Raw genomic sequence first — 15,544 nt, forward strand, 5'->3', positions numbered from 1 at the left:
TGCGGCGGTAGTCAGTGGTCGTGCTCGTCGGACGGGGACTCGCTGTCGAGCCAGTCGCGGACCTTCGCGTTGTGCGCCGCTTTCGCCCGAGCGGACATGCCGCCCGTTCGAGCTGACGCCAGGTACGCGGCCGCAGGCACTTCGGGGGCCTTGCTGTTCCAGTTCGGTACGGCGACGCATCCGCAGTCGTTGTGCGCGGCGAAGTCAGCGGTGCTGCGCCGGTAGGTGCGCCCCCGTTGTTCGAGAGCTCGACAGAACCGGCATGCGCCGGCGCGCACCCTGCGGGACCATCCGTAGGCGTCGGGATCCGCCTCGACGGACTGCGTGATGGTGAGCCGTGCGGGTTCAGCTGTGTATCGGGCGGCGGGGGCGAGGATCGCTGGCAGGGCGAGCGCGGGTGTCGCGGTGAACAGGTGCCCCGCCGCGAATCGGACCGCGCGTTCTACGCGGTCCGCAGCTACGGGGTCAGCTACCTGGGCGCGAAACCGTGAGCGCACGTTCGCGCCTGCACGGACCTCGTCATACCAGTCCGCGGCCACGGATGCTGCGCCCTGCCCGTATCGGCGCACCAGGAGCGGGACGAACTGCAGAAGGGCGTCCCGGACCTTGTCGGGCTTCTCGAGGTTCAGGGAACCGAAGAACCCGTCAAGCTCCCCGCGGATCAACGAAGCGACCCCGGCTTGGATCTCTCGGAGCGTCTGCGCTTGTGATGCCGTGGTCATTAGGCGACCTCGGCGTCACTCTTCCCGCTGGTCGCCGCCTGGATCAGTGAGGCCATCGTCACCCCGCCCTGCGCGCGCCGCTTCTCGGCAAGCATCCGGTCGATCTGCTTCTGCGTGTGACCGAAACCGCGGAGCGCTTCTTCCGTCTCCGCTACCCACGGCATCGCGCTGATCTCCTTGACCATCGCGTCCGCTGCGGCCTGCCTGGTCGGCTGTGATGCGGGGCGCCACACGGCTTCGAGCTCGTCCAATTCCTCGGGGAGCTCATCGAGCCCGTCGCGGAGCATCACACCCTTCTGCAGCAGGTCAACCCAGCCGGATCCAAAAGTGGTGTGCGCCTGCTCAGCGATCTTGTTCAGCGCATCCCACCGGACCTCCATCGCCTCCGCGGAGTCCGGGTTGTCCTGCACAACACCGAGGACCGAGACGGGCAGGTCGACGATCGACGAGTACACCGCAGCATCCGACCGAATCATGTCCGTGTGCGGTTGCATCGACACCTGAGGCGCGTACGACACCTGCGGGATGTCGCCCTCCTCATCGCGGCTGATCGCGTTGATCCGGCCGATGAGCGCATCCCAGGACGAGATCTGCTTGCCGTCCTCGTCAACGAAGATGTCCTCTTCAGCTCCGAGCAGATACCGCTGCGGGGCGGAGAAGAACTCTGCGGTGATTTCCGACCGGAGCAGGGTCCGCTGTGCACGGTCGATCGCGCGCATCACCGGGTGGGAAATTCGCGACCGACCGAACGGGTTGTCCAGGTCGGGCTGGAAGGCCAGGAGCGACGCTGGGCACATGGCCACACCATCGACGTGAACAACCTCGAGCCCACGGACGCCTTCAGCGACTGTGTACACCGCTTCGTCGTCGGCGTAGATGAACTCTGTCGCCCGACCCCACTTCGTCGCGGTGACGGTCAGGATCTTCGTCAGCCGGCGGGCGTTCGGGTTCCACTCCCCCGTCGTCGTCCGGGCGGACAGCCCACGAAGGACGATCTCCGGTTCCCCAGGGCCTCCACCGAGCGCGATCGCGAAACCGGGACCGTACTTCTCGGCCTCGAGGTGCGTCATCGGCGCTTCGCTGAGCAACCGGTTCTGCCGGATCATTCGGCGCACATCATCGGGCAGCTCACCACCCGGGAGCGCGAACCCGTCGAGGTTGATGCGCGCGTTCAGGTGCGTGCACGCCTTCTCCGCCCACGACAGAGTCGTCTCAAACTCGACCATGTGGGGCGGAACCGCAATCCCGAAGTGCCTCGTCTTCTGAGCGGCCTCGTAGTAGTTCTTCCGCGTCTTGTTGATCAGCCGCACGGAAGCCAACTGCCCGAGCAGGCGTGTCACGTGCTCGGCCGTGTCGGGACGCATTCCCTGGATCGGCAGCTTCATCGATGAACCACCGCCCTCTGCTTGCGCCCCGGGCGCCGTTTACTTGTCCGCGCGGCGTACACCGCGAGGCTGATCGATTCGATGGGCGTTTCGTCGCCATCCGGGGTCGTAGCGACCCACCCCCACGCGCCTGCGGCGTTGCGGAGCTTCTTGTCACACACACCGACAGACGCGTCGAGAACTTCCTGCCCGTCCCGCTTCTTCGTGAACGAGCCGTCCTTGACCGCTTCCCACGTCATGGAGCACGCCGTGAGGTACTGCGTCGTCGTGAGAGTCCAGATGACCTTCTCGGAAACACCACGGTCCCGCAGCTTCGCCTCGAGCGTCTTCGCATCGCCACCGGAGATGGCAATCTGCGCCGTGTCCCGCCAGCAGCCCGCCAGCCAGTCCGCAAGAGCATCGATGCCCTGGTCGGTCGGGCCGGTGAGAGCGTCGATGAGCTCAGCGTGGACACCATCCGAGTGCTTCCGCGCACCAGACAGCGAAACCCGCGAACCGTCCTGGGAGAACGCGACACCGTACGAGATGACACCGTCAGGGGCAACGTCGACCGCACGGTCGTTCCAGACAGCTTCCGGGATGAGACGCGAACCGGCCTGATCTTCATCCCAGACGCCGAGGCCCTCACGCTGGAAAGACTCAGGCGTCAGCTGCTTCCGCATTCGAAGTACAGCGCTCTTCGGAGTCCGGGTCGGATAGGACGGGTTCGCACGCTCGATCGCTGCCCAATCCACCTTGCCCATCGACCAGTCGCGAACGCGCGTGTCGGCGTCAGCGGAGCACTCGATGTACACCATGTCGTCCGAGTCACCCGAAAGCGCCTCACGCCGGCGACGCTTGAACTCCTCGCCGCGATCGGTCGGCCGCGGCGGCGTCCCCACAATGAACATCAGCGGGTCCGCAGCCTGGTTCATCGTCGGCACCAAGTCGTCGAGGGTCTTCTCCGTGAGACGCTGCCCCTCATCGAGGATCAGCATGCCCACCTTCGTGAACCCCAGACCGAAACCACGCTCGCGCGCTCCGAACAGGATGCGAGAGCCGTTCGTGAACTCGACCGACTCGTCGCCAGAGCCCATCCGGACCTGCTTGATGAACGGGGCGATCTTCCCCTTCTTCGCCATCGCCGCCATCGCACGGTGAGTCTCACCCGCCGTCGCGAGCTGATGCGCCGTCCAGATGACCAGCATCCCCGGCTGCAGCATGCACAGCGCGAACGCCAACGAGCCGATGAAGAACGTCTTGCCCACCTGACGAGGGATCGAAATGACCACCCCGCCGATCGAGCAGGCGTAGAAACCGTCCGCACGTCGGCCAAAGATGACCTGACCCGCACCGTCCTGCCACGGATCGAACTCGATCCCCAGCCGGCGGCACTCAGCCTTCACAGACGGCCACGACGTCGTCTTCAGACCAGATGGGATGACCAGGTGACGTGCGGCCTCAGATAGCCGCGGCGTCGAACTCCTCGTCGTCAACATCTGCGCCGCCACCGGTGTCCTCCGCGTCCTTCAGCTCGAGCGCCGCGATCTCTTTCGACAGCAACGACAACTGCCGGTGCAGCGCAGCCAACGCGGGGCCCTTCTCGCCAGGCAGCGCAGCGACAACCTCACGCCGCTGAGCTCGCAGGATCTCGAGGTAGCTACCCGAAGCGATCGCCTCATCGAGGGTCAAGATCCGAGGAGCGGGCTTCTCATCAGCGGACACAGCACGCAGAGCAGGCTTCGAACCCATCGATGCCACCTCCGCTCGGCAAGAAAAAATGCGGTAGATAGAACGGCGCTATCCCCTGGGGTCGCCGCCCCTTAGGGGTGGGAGGGTGGTACCCCCTGGTCGGTTGGGAGCGGGTGCTCGACCTTGATCAGGTTGTTGGTCCCCATCCGGGTGACGCGTTGATGCGGGGCTTCCCTGTGGGCGCTGGTCGTCCTGCGCCTCGTTGTTGGTTGCATCTGCGTAATCGGTGCAGTAGACGAAGGTTGTCTGCTGCGAGTGGATCACCGCCGAACTTGATGGGGATGATTTCGTCGACTTCGGGGAATTGGTCGTCGTGTTGGTGGCGTTCGTTGGCGGTTTGGGTGTTGAGCCAGTCGGTGGGCCAGGGGCAGGCGGGCCAGGCGCAGTGGGCTCCGGTGGTGAGGAGGCGTTTGCGGAGTTCGCGGCGTCTGTGTCCGTTGGCGTACCTGGGGTTGGTCGCCATGATCACGACTTGACCGGGGCGGGGTGATTGCGAGGGCCGGGGTCTGAGTTGGTCATGGTGCCCCCTGGCCGTCTGCATCTGAAGGTTGGCTGTCCCGTAGGAGGTAACGCGCGGTGTTCGCGTTTCGAGGCGGGACACCCGGCGCGTCGGAGAAGTTCGCGCCAGTCGCGGCTCCTACGATCAGGGCATCGACATCAGCGGTGGCCGCCGCTGTGTCGTTGATCGGAGGAGAGATTATGGGTAAGCACCTCGACCAGGTAACCAAGCTTCACGAGCACTCAAAGGAGGAAGTTGAGGACTCGGTCGCTTTGTGGGCTGCGATCCGTTACATCGCAGAGCACCTCGACACCACCGAGGCCGCGAAGGAAAAAGCAGACGCCGCGCAGGCGCGCCAGAAGTCGTGGGAGGGCGCTCAGATCGCCGGCATCAACCTCTGAACTGTCAGGGGGCGCCATGTTTGAAGCCGAGAAGGCGAGGCGCGTCATGGACGCGCTGAAGAAGCTGGCCTGCACGTCGCAGGAGCTGCAAACCCAGTATCGGGACCTTTACCAGAAGGTGAATCCTTCGCTGGCGCCTGCTCCGCTCACGCCCGAATCCGTCACGATCGGGCTGTTGATCCAACAGTCCGTCTTGCTGACCGAGACGGTCGCCGAAATCGGAACCCTTTTCCTTGAGGAACTCCTCGATGACAGCGAGGCGCGCGATCTGGGCATTGAGTAGCGGCTCTATCGTTCGAGCGATTCGCTGGTAATCGACCGTCTGAACACTCATCAGAGCCACCCCCGCGGGTCAGAGTCATTCGCGTCGTCCCAGGCACCCTCGGTGCAGCAGGTGTCGGCGCTGGCTTGGTTGTTCCATTCGCGATCACAGTATGAGCTGATACGCCATCGCATCTTGTACCCCCGAGCGATTGAGTCGGGCATGATGACCCCATGGGCGAATTAGAAGACCGCGTTCCGCCTCATGAGCCGTCCGAGGACACCCTCGCGTACGCAGGGAAAGCAGCTCTCTCATTGATCCCAGGCCTTGGAGGCCTCGCTGCAGAAACATTGGCTTACGCGTTGAGCACTCGGCAGGCTCAGCGGCAACACGAGTTCCATGTGGAACTCGCCCGAGCCCTTGATCAAGTTGTTTCGCGCCTCGACGAGACGCTGACCGTCGAGGCGGTAGTCGATTCGGATGAGTTTGTGGCTGCAGTGACCCGCGCCCAGCGCGCAGCATCTGAAACCGCGAGCGCTAAGAAACGCAGGCGACTGGCTGCGTCAGCTGCAAACGGCGGATCCTGGGCCCCATTCGCTGAGACTGAACGTGAGCAATTCACGCGGCTTGCGGAGGAGTTCAGCGAGCTTCACGTTTGGCTGCTTCACTACTTCACCGACCCGAGAGGTTGGTTGGAAGCGCGAGCGCTTTATGACCAGCACACCAATGTCATGCTGGGCGGGATCCTCGGCCCCTTGACGACAGCGCTGGGCGCGCCGCAGGCGGTGTGGCGCTCAGATGTCGAACAGGCTGCCAACGACATTCAACGAGCCGGACTCGGTCAGATTCCGCTGACGGGTTCGATGGCTCTGAACGGCATCATGGCGCCTCGTACATCAGACAAAGGTCAGAGATTTTTGCGTTTCGTTGATGAGCTGGACTCCCTCGGTTCGGAACCTCCCGCCATATAGCTCGGCCGCGGCTAGGCGTCGAAGAGAAAGGCTTGGGGCACTCCCTGAGCGAGTCCCCTGCTGTGCTGCCGGCGGGGTTCGAACCCGCGCACCAATGGCTCTACCGGCTGAGCTACCGCAGCTACCCGTGTGACCCCCAACCCGATGTCGGGGGCCTCTCGACCCGGCTCACCTCAGGACTTCTGCGAGGGCTGCAGCATCCGCGGGGTCATCCCCTTGGCCTCGCATTGCCCGTCCACGACGAGTCGAACGTCGACCTACGGTTTTGGAGACCGTCGCGCTACCACTACGCCATGGACGAATGGACCCCGTTGTGGGGTACGAGTGTGGCCCCGCCGCTCTGCGCAGACGACCTGCCGCATGGGGTTGGTGTTGATCGTGGCGGCGGCGGGGTAGCGAACGGTTGCACACCAGGTTCACCTAGCGGCTATGACGAAGGCCCCCGACCAGTGGTCTCGGGGCCTGTCATAGTTCTTCGCTACGCAAAGCGTACCACTGCGACGGCATAGGATGCAGAGGTTTCTACGAAATTTATTTGGTGCGCCGAGACTTACAGTAGGAAGGCTCTTCTTCCCTTACGCTTCCCCGTCAAACACGGCGTCGCCCTATCAAACGAGCCGCACGGAACGACGCAAGTTGTCCTGGCGACAGCCAGTTCATGCAGAAGTATCACCACTCATCTCCGGATCGCAGCCCTCTGATGTCGACAACGGGCGTCGGCCGAGATGTCAGCTCCTTCAACCGGTCGGCGATGCGCTTGGAGATAAAGGTGCGGTCCATCAGGAGGCGAGGCCGTGCTTCGTTGGCCGCCGCGATCACGTCGGAGTACATCCCGCGCAGCTCTATATATGCCTGGGCTAGTCCGGGCGCCTCGGCGGGATCTAGCCAGTCGCGGAGCTGCTGCGTTGCCGCAAGGCGACCTTCGTGCCCGATTCGCGTCCGATGAGCGAAGCGCTTGTCTTCCTCGCTGAGCTCGTCAATTCGTTGCCACCACCGCGGCCCATCCTCGTCGACCAGACGATCGAAGGAGTGATGCCGACGAACCTCATCGTCGAGGAGCCGCAATGCTGGCGCGGGGTCGCGGCTACACATGCCCACTACGACTTGCTCGGCAGATGCCCAGGGGATCATCCAGGCACCTTTCTCCTCGAATGCTGTGCCACCGGAGACCATTATCTCGGGCGAGATCCCGCACGAGTCTTCTAGTCGGTTCAAGTCACGCACGACCATGACCCCCGCACCGCGAATCTCAGCTACCGAATCGTCGACATACATATCGATTACGGCCTGCGCGATGTCGGAGACGTGGGTCGGCGGAGCTAACTTTTCGATAAGCCGCCATCGTTCAGCTCGAGACAGGTACTCGTCACGGTCCGACCAGCGCGCCTTACACCGTGCCGCCGGAACCCACTCCGCGCTCCCGCCCATGTCACGGTCGATGTGCTGCACGCGCACACGTTTTGCGTTCGGACTCGGGACCGTGAGTAGTTCTACTCGGTGCCACCTTCTCGGCTTCGGGTCCCAGTACAACCACTGCGAACCCTCGTCGCTCTCCTCCAGCATCGTCACGAGTGCATTCTCGCGCGAAGGGCGCCGGCGCTGGAGGCGTGGTGCGCGAAGTCCGCATCGAGTCCGCAAAAAGTCCGCAGACCCCCACCAGCAGCCAACAAGGCCCACCACCTACTCCCCCGGATTCACAGGGCAGTCAGCTACCAACGCGACCTCCCGCCACCCCGGGAAGAGTACGAGCTGTACTTCGGGGTCTGATCCCATGACCGAGAAGAGCCCGCCGGCATGACGCCGGCGGGCTCTTCTGCGTCACCCGAGAGGTGACGACGTACGTCAGAGACCCTCGTTGTCGTTGGTCGTCAGCCATCGCTGCAGCTCATCACCGGAGGGCCGCAGGGAGGTTCCCCATGACTCGACCACCGGGGCATCCTTCGCTCCCGACAATGTGCAGAGGTAACCGCCCTCCGTCTCCTCGGTCTCGGCGGGCACGTAGACGAACCATTCCGGCGTCACGGGGCGCCGCACGACGAGCGCGCTGTCCTCGACCACGGTGAGCGGCTGATCCGGCATGCTCGCGCTGACGCATTCCGCGACCAGCGCGCCCCACTCGGTCGAATCGAGGACCACCGGCTCATCGCCGGCGGATGCGGACGGCGAGGGCGACGGAGCGGGTGCAGCCGGCGACGCAGCGGCTGACGACGACGGCACGGCCGACTCGTTCGGTGCGGGTGTCGCGGTGCTCGACCCTCCCGCGGCGCATCCACTGGCTCCCAGCGCCCAGAGGAGTGCAATCGATGCCACTGCGGCACGTCTTCCGATCCGCGTCCTAACCGCTCTCTGAGGTGTCATTCCTCGAACGTATAGGTGAATGATGCTCCGTCACCGAACGATCGGATAACGACGTCAGAAGCCCGGCAGGTTGATGTCTTTCGGATCCACCTCGATGTCGCCGACGTCGTCGGGGCCACCCGTGCCCGGTGCGACCTGGACCTGCGACGCGTCGATGTCGCCGTCGACGTCGTCGGAGACATGTTCGCCCTGCTTCTGCTGTGTCTCGGTCTCGCTGCCGGGGCTGTAGGCGGTGTCCCGGTCGACCCCATCGACCTGGGACTGGGGTGAATCCGTCGCGGGTGTGGGTTCCCCGGAGGGGGAATCGTGGTGGTTCGTCATCCTCGGACGCTACGCTCCCCCACACCGGGACCACGCCCCCTTGACAGCCTCAGTGGGCTGCCGGCGTCTCGGTCTTCGTGTGTCCCCGGTCCTTGCCGCGCAGGCGTCCGATCAGCAGGATGGCTCCGACGATGACGAGCCCGAGGAGCAGACCGGCGACTGCGGACACGAGTGTCTCGCCGATCCACACGATGACGGGCCCGGCGGCCTCGAGCAGATGCTCCACACCGTGCAGCAGGTCCGTCGTCCAGTGCCAACCGACCTTGCCCACGTTCTCGAGCACGAGGTGTCCACCGACCCACAGCATGGCGACGGTGCCGAGGATGCTGATGGCACGGAACACCGCAGGCATGGAGCGTACGATCCGGGCGCCGTTGTGGCGGACGCGCTTGATCGAGCTCTTCGCCATCTTCAATCCGATGTCGTCGATCTTCACCAGCAGTGCGACGGCGCCGTAGACGAGGAGGGTCATCATGAGGGCGATGACCGCCAGGATGGCGAGGGTCTGCCATACCCCGAGGTCCTCCTCGAGGCTGTCAAGCGCAATGAGCATGATCTCGCTCGACAGGATGAGGTCGGTGCGGACGGCGCCGAGGACCAGCTTCTTCTCGTCGCGCTCCGCCTCCTCTTCGGCGTGCATGTGGAACCCGAACCACTCGAGCACCTTCTCAGCGCCTTCGAAGCAGAGGAACGCGCCTCCCAGGATGAGCAGGAAGGGGAGCACCTGGGGGGCGAACGCCGTCAGGACGAGCGCGATCGGGATGATGATGAGGAACTTGTTGACGAGCGAGCCGAACGCGATCTTCGCCACGATCGGGAGCTCCCGAGCCGGCGTGACCCCCTGGACGTACTGGGGCGTCACGGCAGCATCGTCGATGACGACACCGGCTGTTTTGGAAGAGGCCTTCAGGGCGGCGCTCAGGATGTCGTCGACGACGGCCAGCAGTCCAACGGACATGGGGGTGCCTTTCGGTGTGATCGGCACTCAGCCGTAGAAGAGATTCTCGAAGGCGCGACGTGCCCGACGCGCGGTACGCAGCCAATCCTCCTCCACCTGCGTGGCGGAGCGCGGCTCATACTCCAGGAGTCTGCCGATGCCGTCGAGTTTGCCACGATCGCTCGGCAGCACATCGCTGGTCTGGCCGGACAGGAGCGTGTTGGCCGAGCGGAGCCGGCTGGCGAGCCACCATGCCTCGGCAAGACGTTCGGCCGCGTCATCCGGAACCAAACCGGCGCCGCGGGCGGCTTCGAGCGCGGCGGTGGTCGACGTGGTCCGGAGACCTTCGACGTCGGCGGCATGCTGCAGCTGGAGGAGCTGCACGAGCCATTCCACGTCGCTGAGTCCGCCCGGCCCGAGCTTCAGGTGCCGCGACCGATCGACCCCCTGCGGCAGTCGCTCGTTCTCGACCCGCGCCTTGATCCGTTTGATCTCGCGCAGACCCTGCGGATCGGGATGGAGCGGATACCGGAGGTCGTCCGCCAGCGCCATGAAGCGGCCGATCAGCGTGACGCTTCCGGCGACGCCTCGGGCACGCAACAGCGCCTGCGCTTCCCAGGACAGCGACCACCGGCGGTAGTACTCCGCGTAGGAGTCGAGCGATCGCACCATCGGGCCGTTCCGCCCCTCCGGGCGAAGACCCGCGTCGAGATCGAACGGCGCGCGCTGATCCTCCGAATGGGTGCGCAGCCCCTGGACGATCTTGAGCGCGAGCTCCTGCGCCCGCTGCGCCGGCACGCCGTTGGCGTCGTAGACGTAGATGACGTCGGCATCAGAGCCGAAGCCGAGCTCGGCTCCCCCGAAGCGCCCCATCGCGATCACCGCGAAGTCCAGCGCGTCGTCCTCGGGCGGGACAACCTCGCGCCACACCGCGCGGAGGGTCGCCTGGATCGTCACCTCGCTGATCGACGTCAAACCCTGCGAGAGCTCGGCGATCGTCAGCTCGCCCAGCAGTCCCCCGAGGGCGAGGCGAAGAAGCTCGCGGCGACGCAGCGCGCGCACCGAGCGCATCGCGTCGCCTATCGATTCGTGGCGCGCCTGGATCGCGCGCGCCTCCTGCTGCAGGGCGAACCCGGACCTCGGTCGCAGCTGCTCCGAGGAGTCGAGCCAGGCAGCCGCCTCAGGGATCCACTCCATGAGATCGGCGGCATACCGTGAGCCCGACAGCACGTGGGTCAGACGCTCCGCCGCACCAGAGGAGTCGCGGAGCATCCGCAGGAACCAGGGGGTGTCGCCCAGGCGTTCACTGATCCGCCGGAACGAGACCATGCCGTAGTCCGGATCGACCCCGTCGGCGAACCAGCGGATCATGACAGGCATGAGGTGGCGCTGGATGGTGGCCTTCCGGCTCAGTCCGCTCGTGAGCGCTCCGATGTGGCGAAGCGTCCCCGCCGGGTCTCGGAATCCGATCGCCGCGAGCCGGTCATGCGCTTGAGCTGACGACAGGGCGCCTTGTTCGTCCGCGGGCAGCGCCGCCACCGCCGACAGGAGCGGGCGGTAGAACAGCCGGATGTGGATCTCTCGCACCTGGAGCTTGATGCGCTCCCACACGGCTCCGATCCCAGCGGCATCCGTCGCCAGCCCGGTCGCTCGGGCCAGGACGCGCAGCTCGTCGTCGGTGGTCGGCATGAGGTGGGTACGCTGCAGTCGCCGCAGCTGCAGGCGGTGCTCCATGACGCGGAGGGTGCGGTAGTGCTGGCCGAAGGCCGCGGCATCCGTTCTCCCGATGTATCCCTCCCCGACGAGGGCGACCAGGGCACCCAGGGTGCTCTGCTGACGGATGCCCTCGTCCGACAGGCCGTGGACCAGCTGCAGCAGCTGGACGGTGAACTCGATGTCGCGGATGCCGCCGGGCCCGAGCTTCAGCTGCCGAGCGACCTCGTCTGAGGGGATGTGATCCGTCACGCGCTCGCGCATCCGCTGGACGCTGTCGACGAAGTTCTCCCGGGCGCTGCTCGTCCAGACGAGCGGTTGCACCGCGGCGCAGTACCGCTCCCCCAGTTCCAGATCCCCGGCGAGGGCACGCGCCTTCAGAAGCGCCTGGAACTCCCAACTCTTCGCCCACCGCGCGTAGTACGACAGGTGCGAGTCGAGGGTGCGGACGAGGGCTCCCTGCTTGCCTTCGGGCCGGAGGTTGGGGTCGACCTCCCACAGGGGCGGTTCAATCTCGACATCCGAGATGCCGCGCATCGTCAGCGCCGCGAGACGGGTCGCGATGTCGACCGCGCGGCCCTCTGCGAGTTCCGCTCCTTCGGCCATACCGGCGACGAAGATGACGTCGACGTCGCTGACGTAGTTCAGTTCGCGCGCGCCGGTCTTCCCCATACCGATGACCGCGAGGCGCGTCACTGCGACCTCGTCACGCGGGAACATCGTCGCCGCGCGAGCGCGAGCGGCGCACAGCGAGGCGTCGAGGGCCGCGCCCGCGGCATCCGCCAGCGCCGCCGCGACCTCCGGCAGCACATCGGCGGCATCGTCGGAAGCGAGGTCGTAGGCGGCGACGAGGGCTACGAGCCGGCGATACCGGACGCGCAAAGCGATCCACGCGGATTCATCGGATGCCGCGGCGAACCCGTCGGCGTCCGCCCCGACGGACTCGAGCAGGCTCTCCCGCATGGTGCGCCCCGAGGGCAGCATCCGTCCCGCACCGATCAGGTGCACGAGCTCCTCGGGATGACGCAGGAAGAAGTCGGCGTAGCCCGAGGAAGCACCGAGGAGGGACCACGCGACGTCGCCCGCTTCGGTCAGCACCTGCGTCAGGGCGCCGGGGTTACGCCGACCGATCCGCACGCAGGCCTGCACCGCACCGTCGGGGTCCGCCGCCCGCTGCGCAGCCACGACGAGATCGGTACGGGCGATGCCGCTCAGCTCGCTCAGCTCGTCCAACGCGTCGGAGGACGACGCGAGGTCCGAGAACCCCGCACGGGCAAGATCGGTGAGCGCAGCCCGTCGCTCGATCGAGGCCATGGCCTCAGAGCATCTCGAGGTTCTTCTGCAGTTCGAAGGGCGTGACCTGCGACCGGTACTCCTGCCACTCGCGACGCTTGTTCAGCAGCACGTAGTTGAAGACCTGCTCGCCGAGGGTCTCCGCCACGAGCTCGGACTCCTCCATGTACTCGAGGGCGTGGTCCAGGCTCGACGGCAGCGGACCGTAGCCGAGTGCCCGGCGCTCGGCATCCGTCAACGACCAGACGTTGTCCTCGGCCTCGGGGGGAAGCTCGTACTCCTCCTCGATGCCCTTGAGGCCGGCCGCGAGCATCAGCGCGTACGCGAGGTAGGGGTTCGCCGCCGAGTCCAGCGCGCGGTACTCGACCCGCGTGGACTGTCCCTTGTTCGGCTTGTACATCGGCACGCGCACGAGCGCGGAGCGATTGTTGTGGCCCCAGCAGACGAAGCTCGGGGCCTCGTCGCCGCCCCAGAGGCGCTTGTACGAGTTCACGAACTGGTTCGTGACGGCCGAGATCTCGTTCGCGTGACGAAGAAGGCCCGCGATGAACTGTCGACCGGTCTTGGAGAGCTGGTACTGCGCACCCTCTTCGTAGAAGGCGTTCATGTCACCTTCGAAGAGGGACATGTGCGTGTGCATCCCGCTGCCGGGCTTGCCGCTGAGGGGCTTCGGCATGAACGTGGCGTAGACGCCCTGCTCGATCGCGACCTCCTTCACGACGGTGCGGAAGGTCATGATGTTGTCCGCAGTCGCCAGAGCGTCCGCGTAGCGGAGGTCGATCTCGTTCTGACCGGGCCCACCCTCGTGGTGGCTGAACTCGACCGAGATGCCGAGGTCCTCGAGCATCCGCACCGACCGACGACGGAAGTCATGCGCGGTGCCGCCGGGGACGTTGTCGAAGTAGCCTGCCGAGTCAACCGGCTCGGGACCCTCAGGACCGAACGACGACGACTTGAGCAGGTAGAACTCGATCTCGGGGTGCGTGTAGAACGTGAAGCCCGCGTCCCCGGCCTTGGCCAGTGCGCGCTTGAGCACGTTGCGCGGGTCGGCAACTGCCGGCTGCCCGTCGGGCGTCGTGATGTCGCAGAACATGCGCGCCGTGGGATCGATCTCGCCGCGCCACGGCAGGGTCTGGAACGTGGCGGGGTCCGGATGAGCCAGCAGGTCGGACTCGTAGGAACGCGTCAGCCCCTCGATCGCGGAACCGTCGAACCCGAGGCCCTCGGCGAACGCGCCCTCCACCTCGGCGGGGGCGATGGCGACCGACTTGAGGGTCCCCGTCACATCCGTGAACCACAGCCGGATGAACTTGACCCCCCGCTCCTCGATCGTCCTCAGAACGAAGTCACGCTGCTTGTCCATCGCATCCTTCCCGGTGCCGAGCCGACTGCCAGACTAGCGGTCCGAAGCCGCGACGCCGTCACGCGACGCGGCGCCTGCTCACTCGTCTTCGGCGGCATCCTCTGCCGCCCACCTGCGCGAACGATCCCGCATGATCTCCGGGGCACGAGCCGCTTCCTCGGCGGTGTCGAACGGACCGGCGCGATCGACCGCCGGAGACTCGAAGCCCTGCTGGACCTCACCCGTCTTCAGGTTGTACCAGTACTTGTCGGCGTCGCTCATGGGGTCCTCCTCGGCCTTGTGCGGTTCATCCTACGGACGGGTCCGCCAGAGGCCTACGTCCGGGCTGCCGCGGTCGGACTAGGCTCGAATGCATGACTGGGACCGCCACCACCGCCGTCGGCATCGACATCGGAGGGACGGGCATCAAGGGTGCCCTCGTCGACCTCTCGCAGGGAAAGCTCCTCACCGACCGCATCAAGGTCCCGACACCGAAGGGCGCCGAGCCCGATGATGTCCTGAAGGCCGTGACCGAGGTTCTGGAGAAGCTCGAGGTGACGGACGACGATATCCCCCTCGGTGTGGCGTTCCCCGCGATCGTGAAGAACGGCCGCACACTGTCGGCCGCGAACGTCGCACACACCTGGATCGACTTCGAGGCCGAAGCGTTCTTCGAGAAGGGTCTCGGCCGCCAGATCCACTTCGCCAACGACGCCGACGTCGCCGGCGTCGCCGAGATGCGGTACGGCGCTGCGAAGGACCGCGACGGGGTCGTGCTGCTCACGACCCTCGGGACCGGCATCGGCACCGCGATGATCTACAAGGGCGTCCTCGTCCCGAACACGGAACTCGGCCACCTGCACCGCCCGGGCCACAAGAAGGACTTCGAGCACTTCGCCGCGTACTCGGCAATGGAGCGCGAAGAGCTCGAATGGGATGCCTGGGCCGAGCGCCTGCAGCAGTACTACAGCCACCTCGAGTTCCTCTTCACCCCCGACCTGTTCGTCGTCGGCGGCGGCGTCTCCAAGCACGCCGACAAGTTCCTGCCCCTGCTCGATCTGAAGACCGAGATCGTCCCTGCCGTGCACCGCAACAACGCAGGCATCATTGGGGCCGCCGCACTGGCGCTCGCCGGCGACGACTCCGGCGCGTCGGTCGACGAGGGCGAAGACTTGGCGGGCACGACCTCGCGCTGACGCACGGTCGTTCCGAAGAGGGCGAATGGGCCGGCCTGTACGCCGGGTTCTGTCCGGGGGTCGAAACCCCGTGGACGGTCATCTCTCTCGGCGACACGTTGCCGTGCCGCTCCAGCGGTCTACCCGGGGACTCGGCGGGCCGCGTCGGCATCCCCTGTCTGACCTTGCTCCGGGCGAGGTTTACCGTGCGGGTCGTGTCACCACGACCCCGGTGGTCTCTTACACCACCCTTTCACCCTTACCCCGGTCGGAACCGGGGCGGTCTGCTCTCTGTGGCACTGTCTCGCGGATCACTCCGGGTGGGTGTTACCCACCGCCCTGCCCTGTGGAGCCCGGACGTTCCTCGGTGCGCTCTCGCGCCACGCGACCGTCCAGCCGACCCATTCGCGGGGTCGAGTCTAGTCGTCCGGGCG

Annotated in this window: 15 protein-coding genes, 2 tRNA genes and 1 other RNA gene; 4 read left to right on the plus strand and 14 right to left on the minus strand. The window is 65.9% G+C overall.

Going from position 1 to position 15,544, the window contains the following annotated elements; all coding sequences use genetic code 11:
- Window positions 1–11 precede the first annotated feature (11 nt).
- The 4 genes from Q9S78_RS12105 to Q9S78_RS12120 all read right to left on the minus strand — a co-directional run bounded on the left by Q9S78_RS12105 (window position 12) and on the right by Q9S78_RS12120 (window position 3,778).
- Window positions 12–722 carry a VG15 protein gene (locus Q9S78_RS12105; RefSeq protein ID WP_311870422.1) on the minus strand — a complete coding sequence of 237 codons (711 nt, stop codon included), beginning with the start codon at window positions 720–722 and terminating at the stop codon, window positions 12–14.
- Window positions 722–2,107, minus strand: a complete 1,386-nt coding sequence (locus Q9S78_RS12110) for a phage portal protein (RefSeq protein ID WP_311870424.1) — start codon at window positions 2,105–2,107, stop codon at window positions 722–724. Before Q9S78_RS12110 ends, Q9S78_RS12105 begins: the two co-directional genes overlap by 1 nt.
- Window positions 2,104–3,378 carry a terminase large subunit domain-containing protein gene (locus tag Q9S78_RS12115; protein WP_311870426.1) on the minus strand — a complete coding sequence of 425 codons (1,275 nt, stop codon included), beginning with the start codon at window positions 3,376–3,378 and terminating at the stop codon, window positions 2,104–2,106. Before Q9S78_RS12115 ends, Q9S78_RS12110 begins: the two co-directional genes overlap by 4 nt.
- Before the next feature lie 169 nt (window positions 3,379–3,547).
- Window positions 3,548–3,778, minus strand: a complete 231-nt coding sequence (locus Q9S78_RS12120) for a hypothetical protein (protein WP_311870428.1) — start codon at window positions 3,776–3,778, stop codon at window positions 3,548–3,550.
- A gap of 759 nt (window positions 3,779–4,537) precedes the next feature.
- Here Q9S78_RS12120 and Q9S78_RS12125 point away from each other — a divergent pair.
- From Q9S78_RS12125 to Q9S78_RS12135, 3 genes are all read left to right on the plus strand, one after another.
- Window positions 4,538–4,738 carry a hypothetical protein gene (locus Q9S78_RS12125; RefSeq protein WP_311870429.1) on the plus strand — a complete coding sequence of 67 codons (201 nt, stop codon included), beginning with the start codon at window positions 4,538–4,540 and terminating at the stop codon, window positions 4,736–4,738.
- A gap of 16 nt (window positions 4,739–4,754) precedes the next feature.
- Entirely contained in the window at window positions 4,755–5,021 is a 267-nt protein-coding gene (locus Q9S78_RS12130) for a hypothetical protein (protein WP_311870431.1), read from the plus strand.
- Between the two features lie 212 nt (window positions 5,022–5,233).
- Window positions 5,234–5,971, plus strand: coding sequence for a hypothetical protein (locus Q9S78_RS12135; RefSeq protein WP_311870433.1), 738 nt, complete (start codon window positions 5,234–5,236; stop codon window positions 5,969–5,971).
- Between the two features lie 63 nt (window positions 5,972–6,034).
- Here Q9S78_RS12135 and Q9S78_RS12140 read toward each other — a convergent pair.
- The 9 genes from Q9S78_RS12140 to Q9S78_RS12180 form a co-directional block, all read right to left on the minus strand.
- Window positions 6,035–6,093 (minus strand) — tRNA-Ser (locus Q9S78_RS12140).
- Between the two features lie 108 nt (window positions 6,094–6,201).
- Window positions 6,202–6,272: transfer RNA gene (locus tag Q9S78_RS12145), tRNA-Trp, on the minus strand.
- Window positions 6,273–6,640: 368 nt separating this feature from the next.
- The gene (locus tag Q9S78_RS12150; RefSeq protein ID WP_311870435.1) at window positions 6,641–7,540 is read right to left on the minus strand and encodes a hypothetical protein; all 900 of its coding nucleotides are present in this window, start codon (window positions 7,538–7,540) and stop codon (window positions 6,641–6,643) included.
- A 273-nt stretch (window positions 7,541–7,813) separates the two neighbouring features.
- Window positions 7,814–8,281 carry a hypothetical protein gene (locus Q9S78_RS12155; RefSeq protein ID WP_311870436.1) on the minus strand — a complete coding sequence of 156 codons (468 nt, stop codon included), beginning with the start codon at window positions 8,279–8,281 and terminating at the stop codon, window positions 7,814–7,816.
- A gap of 102 nt (window positions 8,282–8,383) precedes the next feature.
- Window positions 8,384–8,650 carry a hypothetical protein gene (locus tag Q9S78_RS12160; protein WP_018186664.1) on the minus strand — a complete coding sequence of 89 codons (267 nt, stop codon included), beginning with the start codon at window positions 8,648–8,650 and terminating at the stop codon, window positions 8,384–8,386.
- 49 nt (window positions 8,651–8,699) lie between these two features.
- On the minus strand, window positions 8,700–9,608 hold the full coding sequence (locus Q9S78_RS12165; protein ID WP_311870438.1) for a DUF808 domain-containing protein: 909 nt from the start codon (window positions 9,606–9,608) through the stop codon (window positions 8,700–8,702).
- Between the two features lie 27 nt (window positions 9,609–9,635).
- Window positions 9,636–12,614 carry a bifunctional [glutamine synthetase] adenylyltransferase/[glutamine synthetase]-adenylyl-L-tyrosine phosphorylase gene (locus Q9S78_RS12170; protein WP_311870440.1) on the minus strand — a complete coding sequence of 993 codons (2,979 nt, stop codon included), beginning with the start codon at window positions 12,612–12,614 and terminating at the stop codon, window positions 9,636–9,638.
- A gap of 4 nt (window positions 12,615–12,618) precedes the next feature.
- Window positions 12,619–13,956, minus strand: a complete 1,338-nt coding sequence (gene glnA / locus Q9S78_RS12175) for a type I glutamate--ammonia ligase (protein ID WP_018186661.1) — start codon at window positions 13,954–13,956, stop codon at window positions 12,619–12,621.
- Between the two features lie 78 nt (window positions 13,957–14,034).
- Window positions 14,035–14,217, minus strand: a complete 183-nt coding sequence (locus Q9S78_RS12180) for an SPOR domain-containing protein (RefSeq protein WP_311870442.1) — start codon at window positions 14,215–14,217, stop codon at window positions 14,035–14,037.
- A gap of 92 nt (window positions 14,218–14,309) precedes the next feature.
- Between Q9S78_RS12180 and ppgK the strand changes: the two genes are divergently transcribed.
- Entirely contained in the window at window positions 14,310–15,131 is an 822-nt protein-coding gene (gene ppgK / locus Q9S78_RS12185) for a polyphosphate--glucose phosphotransferase (RefSeq protein ID WP_018186659.1), read from the plus strand.
- Window positions 15,132–15,153: 22 nt separating this feature from the next.
- On the opposite strand, the gene rnpB is transcribed toward ppgK, so the two are convergent.
- An RNA gene (rnpB, locus tag Q9S78_RS12190) (RNase P RNA component class A) lies at window positions 15,154–15,514 on the minus strand.
- Window positions 15,515–15,544: the final 30 nt, after the last annotated feature.

Origin of the sequence: Microbacterium aquilitoris (assembly GCF_031932285.1) — a bacterium.
Taxonomy (GTDB): Bacteria; Actinomycetota; Actinomycetes; order Actinomycetales; family Microbacteriaceae; genus Microbacterium; species Microbacterium aquilitoris.

Excerpts from the sequence above, each read along its gene's own strand:
- Q9S78_RS12105 (WP_311870422.1), bottom strand. The coding sequence starts at position 722 with ATGACCACGGCATCACAAGCGCAGACGCTCCGAGAGATCCAAGCCGGG.
- Q9S78_RS12110 (WP_311870424.1), bottom strand. The coding sequence starts at position 2,107 with ATGAAGCTGCCGATCCAGGGAATGCGTCCCGACACGGCCGAGCACGTG.
- Q9S78_RS12125 (WP_311870429.1), top strand. The coding sequence starts at position 4,538 with ATGGGTAAGCACCTCGACCAGGTAACCAAGCTTCACGAGCACTCAAAG.
- Q9S78_RS12130 (WP_311870431.1), top strand. The coding sequence starts at position 4,755 with ATGTTTGAAGCCGAGAAGGCGAGGCGCGTCATGGACGCGCTGAAGAAG.
- Q9S78_RS12135 (WP_311870433.1), top strand. The coding sequence starts at position 5,234 with ATGGGCGAATTAGAAGACCGCGTTCCGCCTCATGAGCCGTCCGAGGAC.
- Q9S78_RS12160 (WP_018186664.1), bottom strand. The coding sequence starts at position 8,650 with ATGACGAACCACCACGATTCCCCCTCCGGGGAACCCACACCCGCGACG.
- Q9S78_RS12165 (WP_311870438.1), bottom strand. The coding sequence starts at position 9,608 with ATGTCCGTTGGACTGCTGGCCGTCGTCGACGACATCCTGAGCGCCGCC.
- Q9S78_RS12170 (WP_311870440.1), bottom strand. The coding sequence starts at position 12,614 with ATGGCCTCGATCGAGCGACGGGCTGCGCTCACCGATCTTGCCCGTGCG.
- glnA (WP_018186661.1), bottom strand. The coding sequence starts at position 13,956 with ATGGACAAGCAGCGTGACTTCGTTCTGAGGACGATCGAGGAGCGGGGG.
- Q9S78_RS12180 (WP_311870442.1), bottom strand. The coding sequence starts at position 14,217 with ATGAGCGACGCCGACAAGTACTGGTACAACCTGAAGACGGGTGAGGTC.
- ppgK (WP_018186659.1), top strand. The coding sequence starts at position 14,310 with ATGACTGGGACCGCCACCACCGCCGTCGGCATCGACATCGGAGGGACG.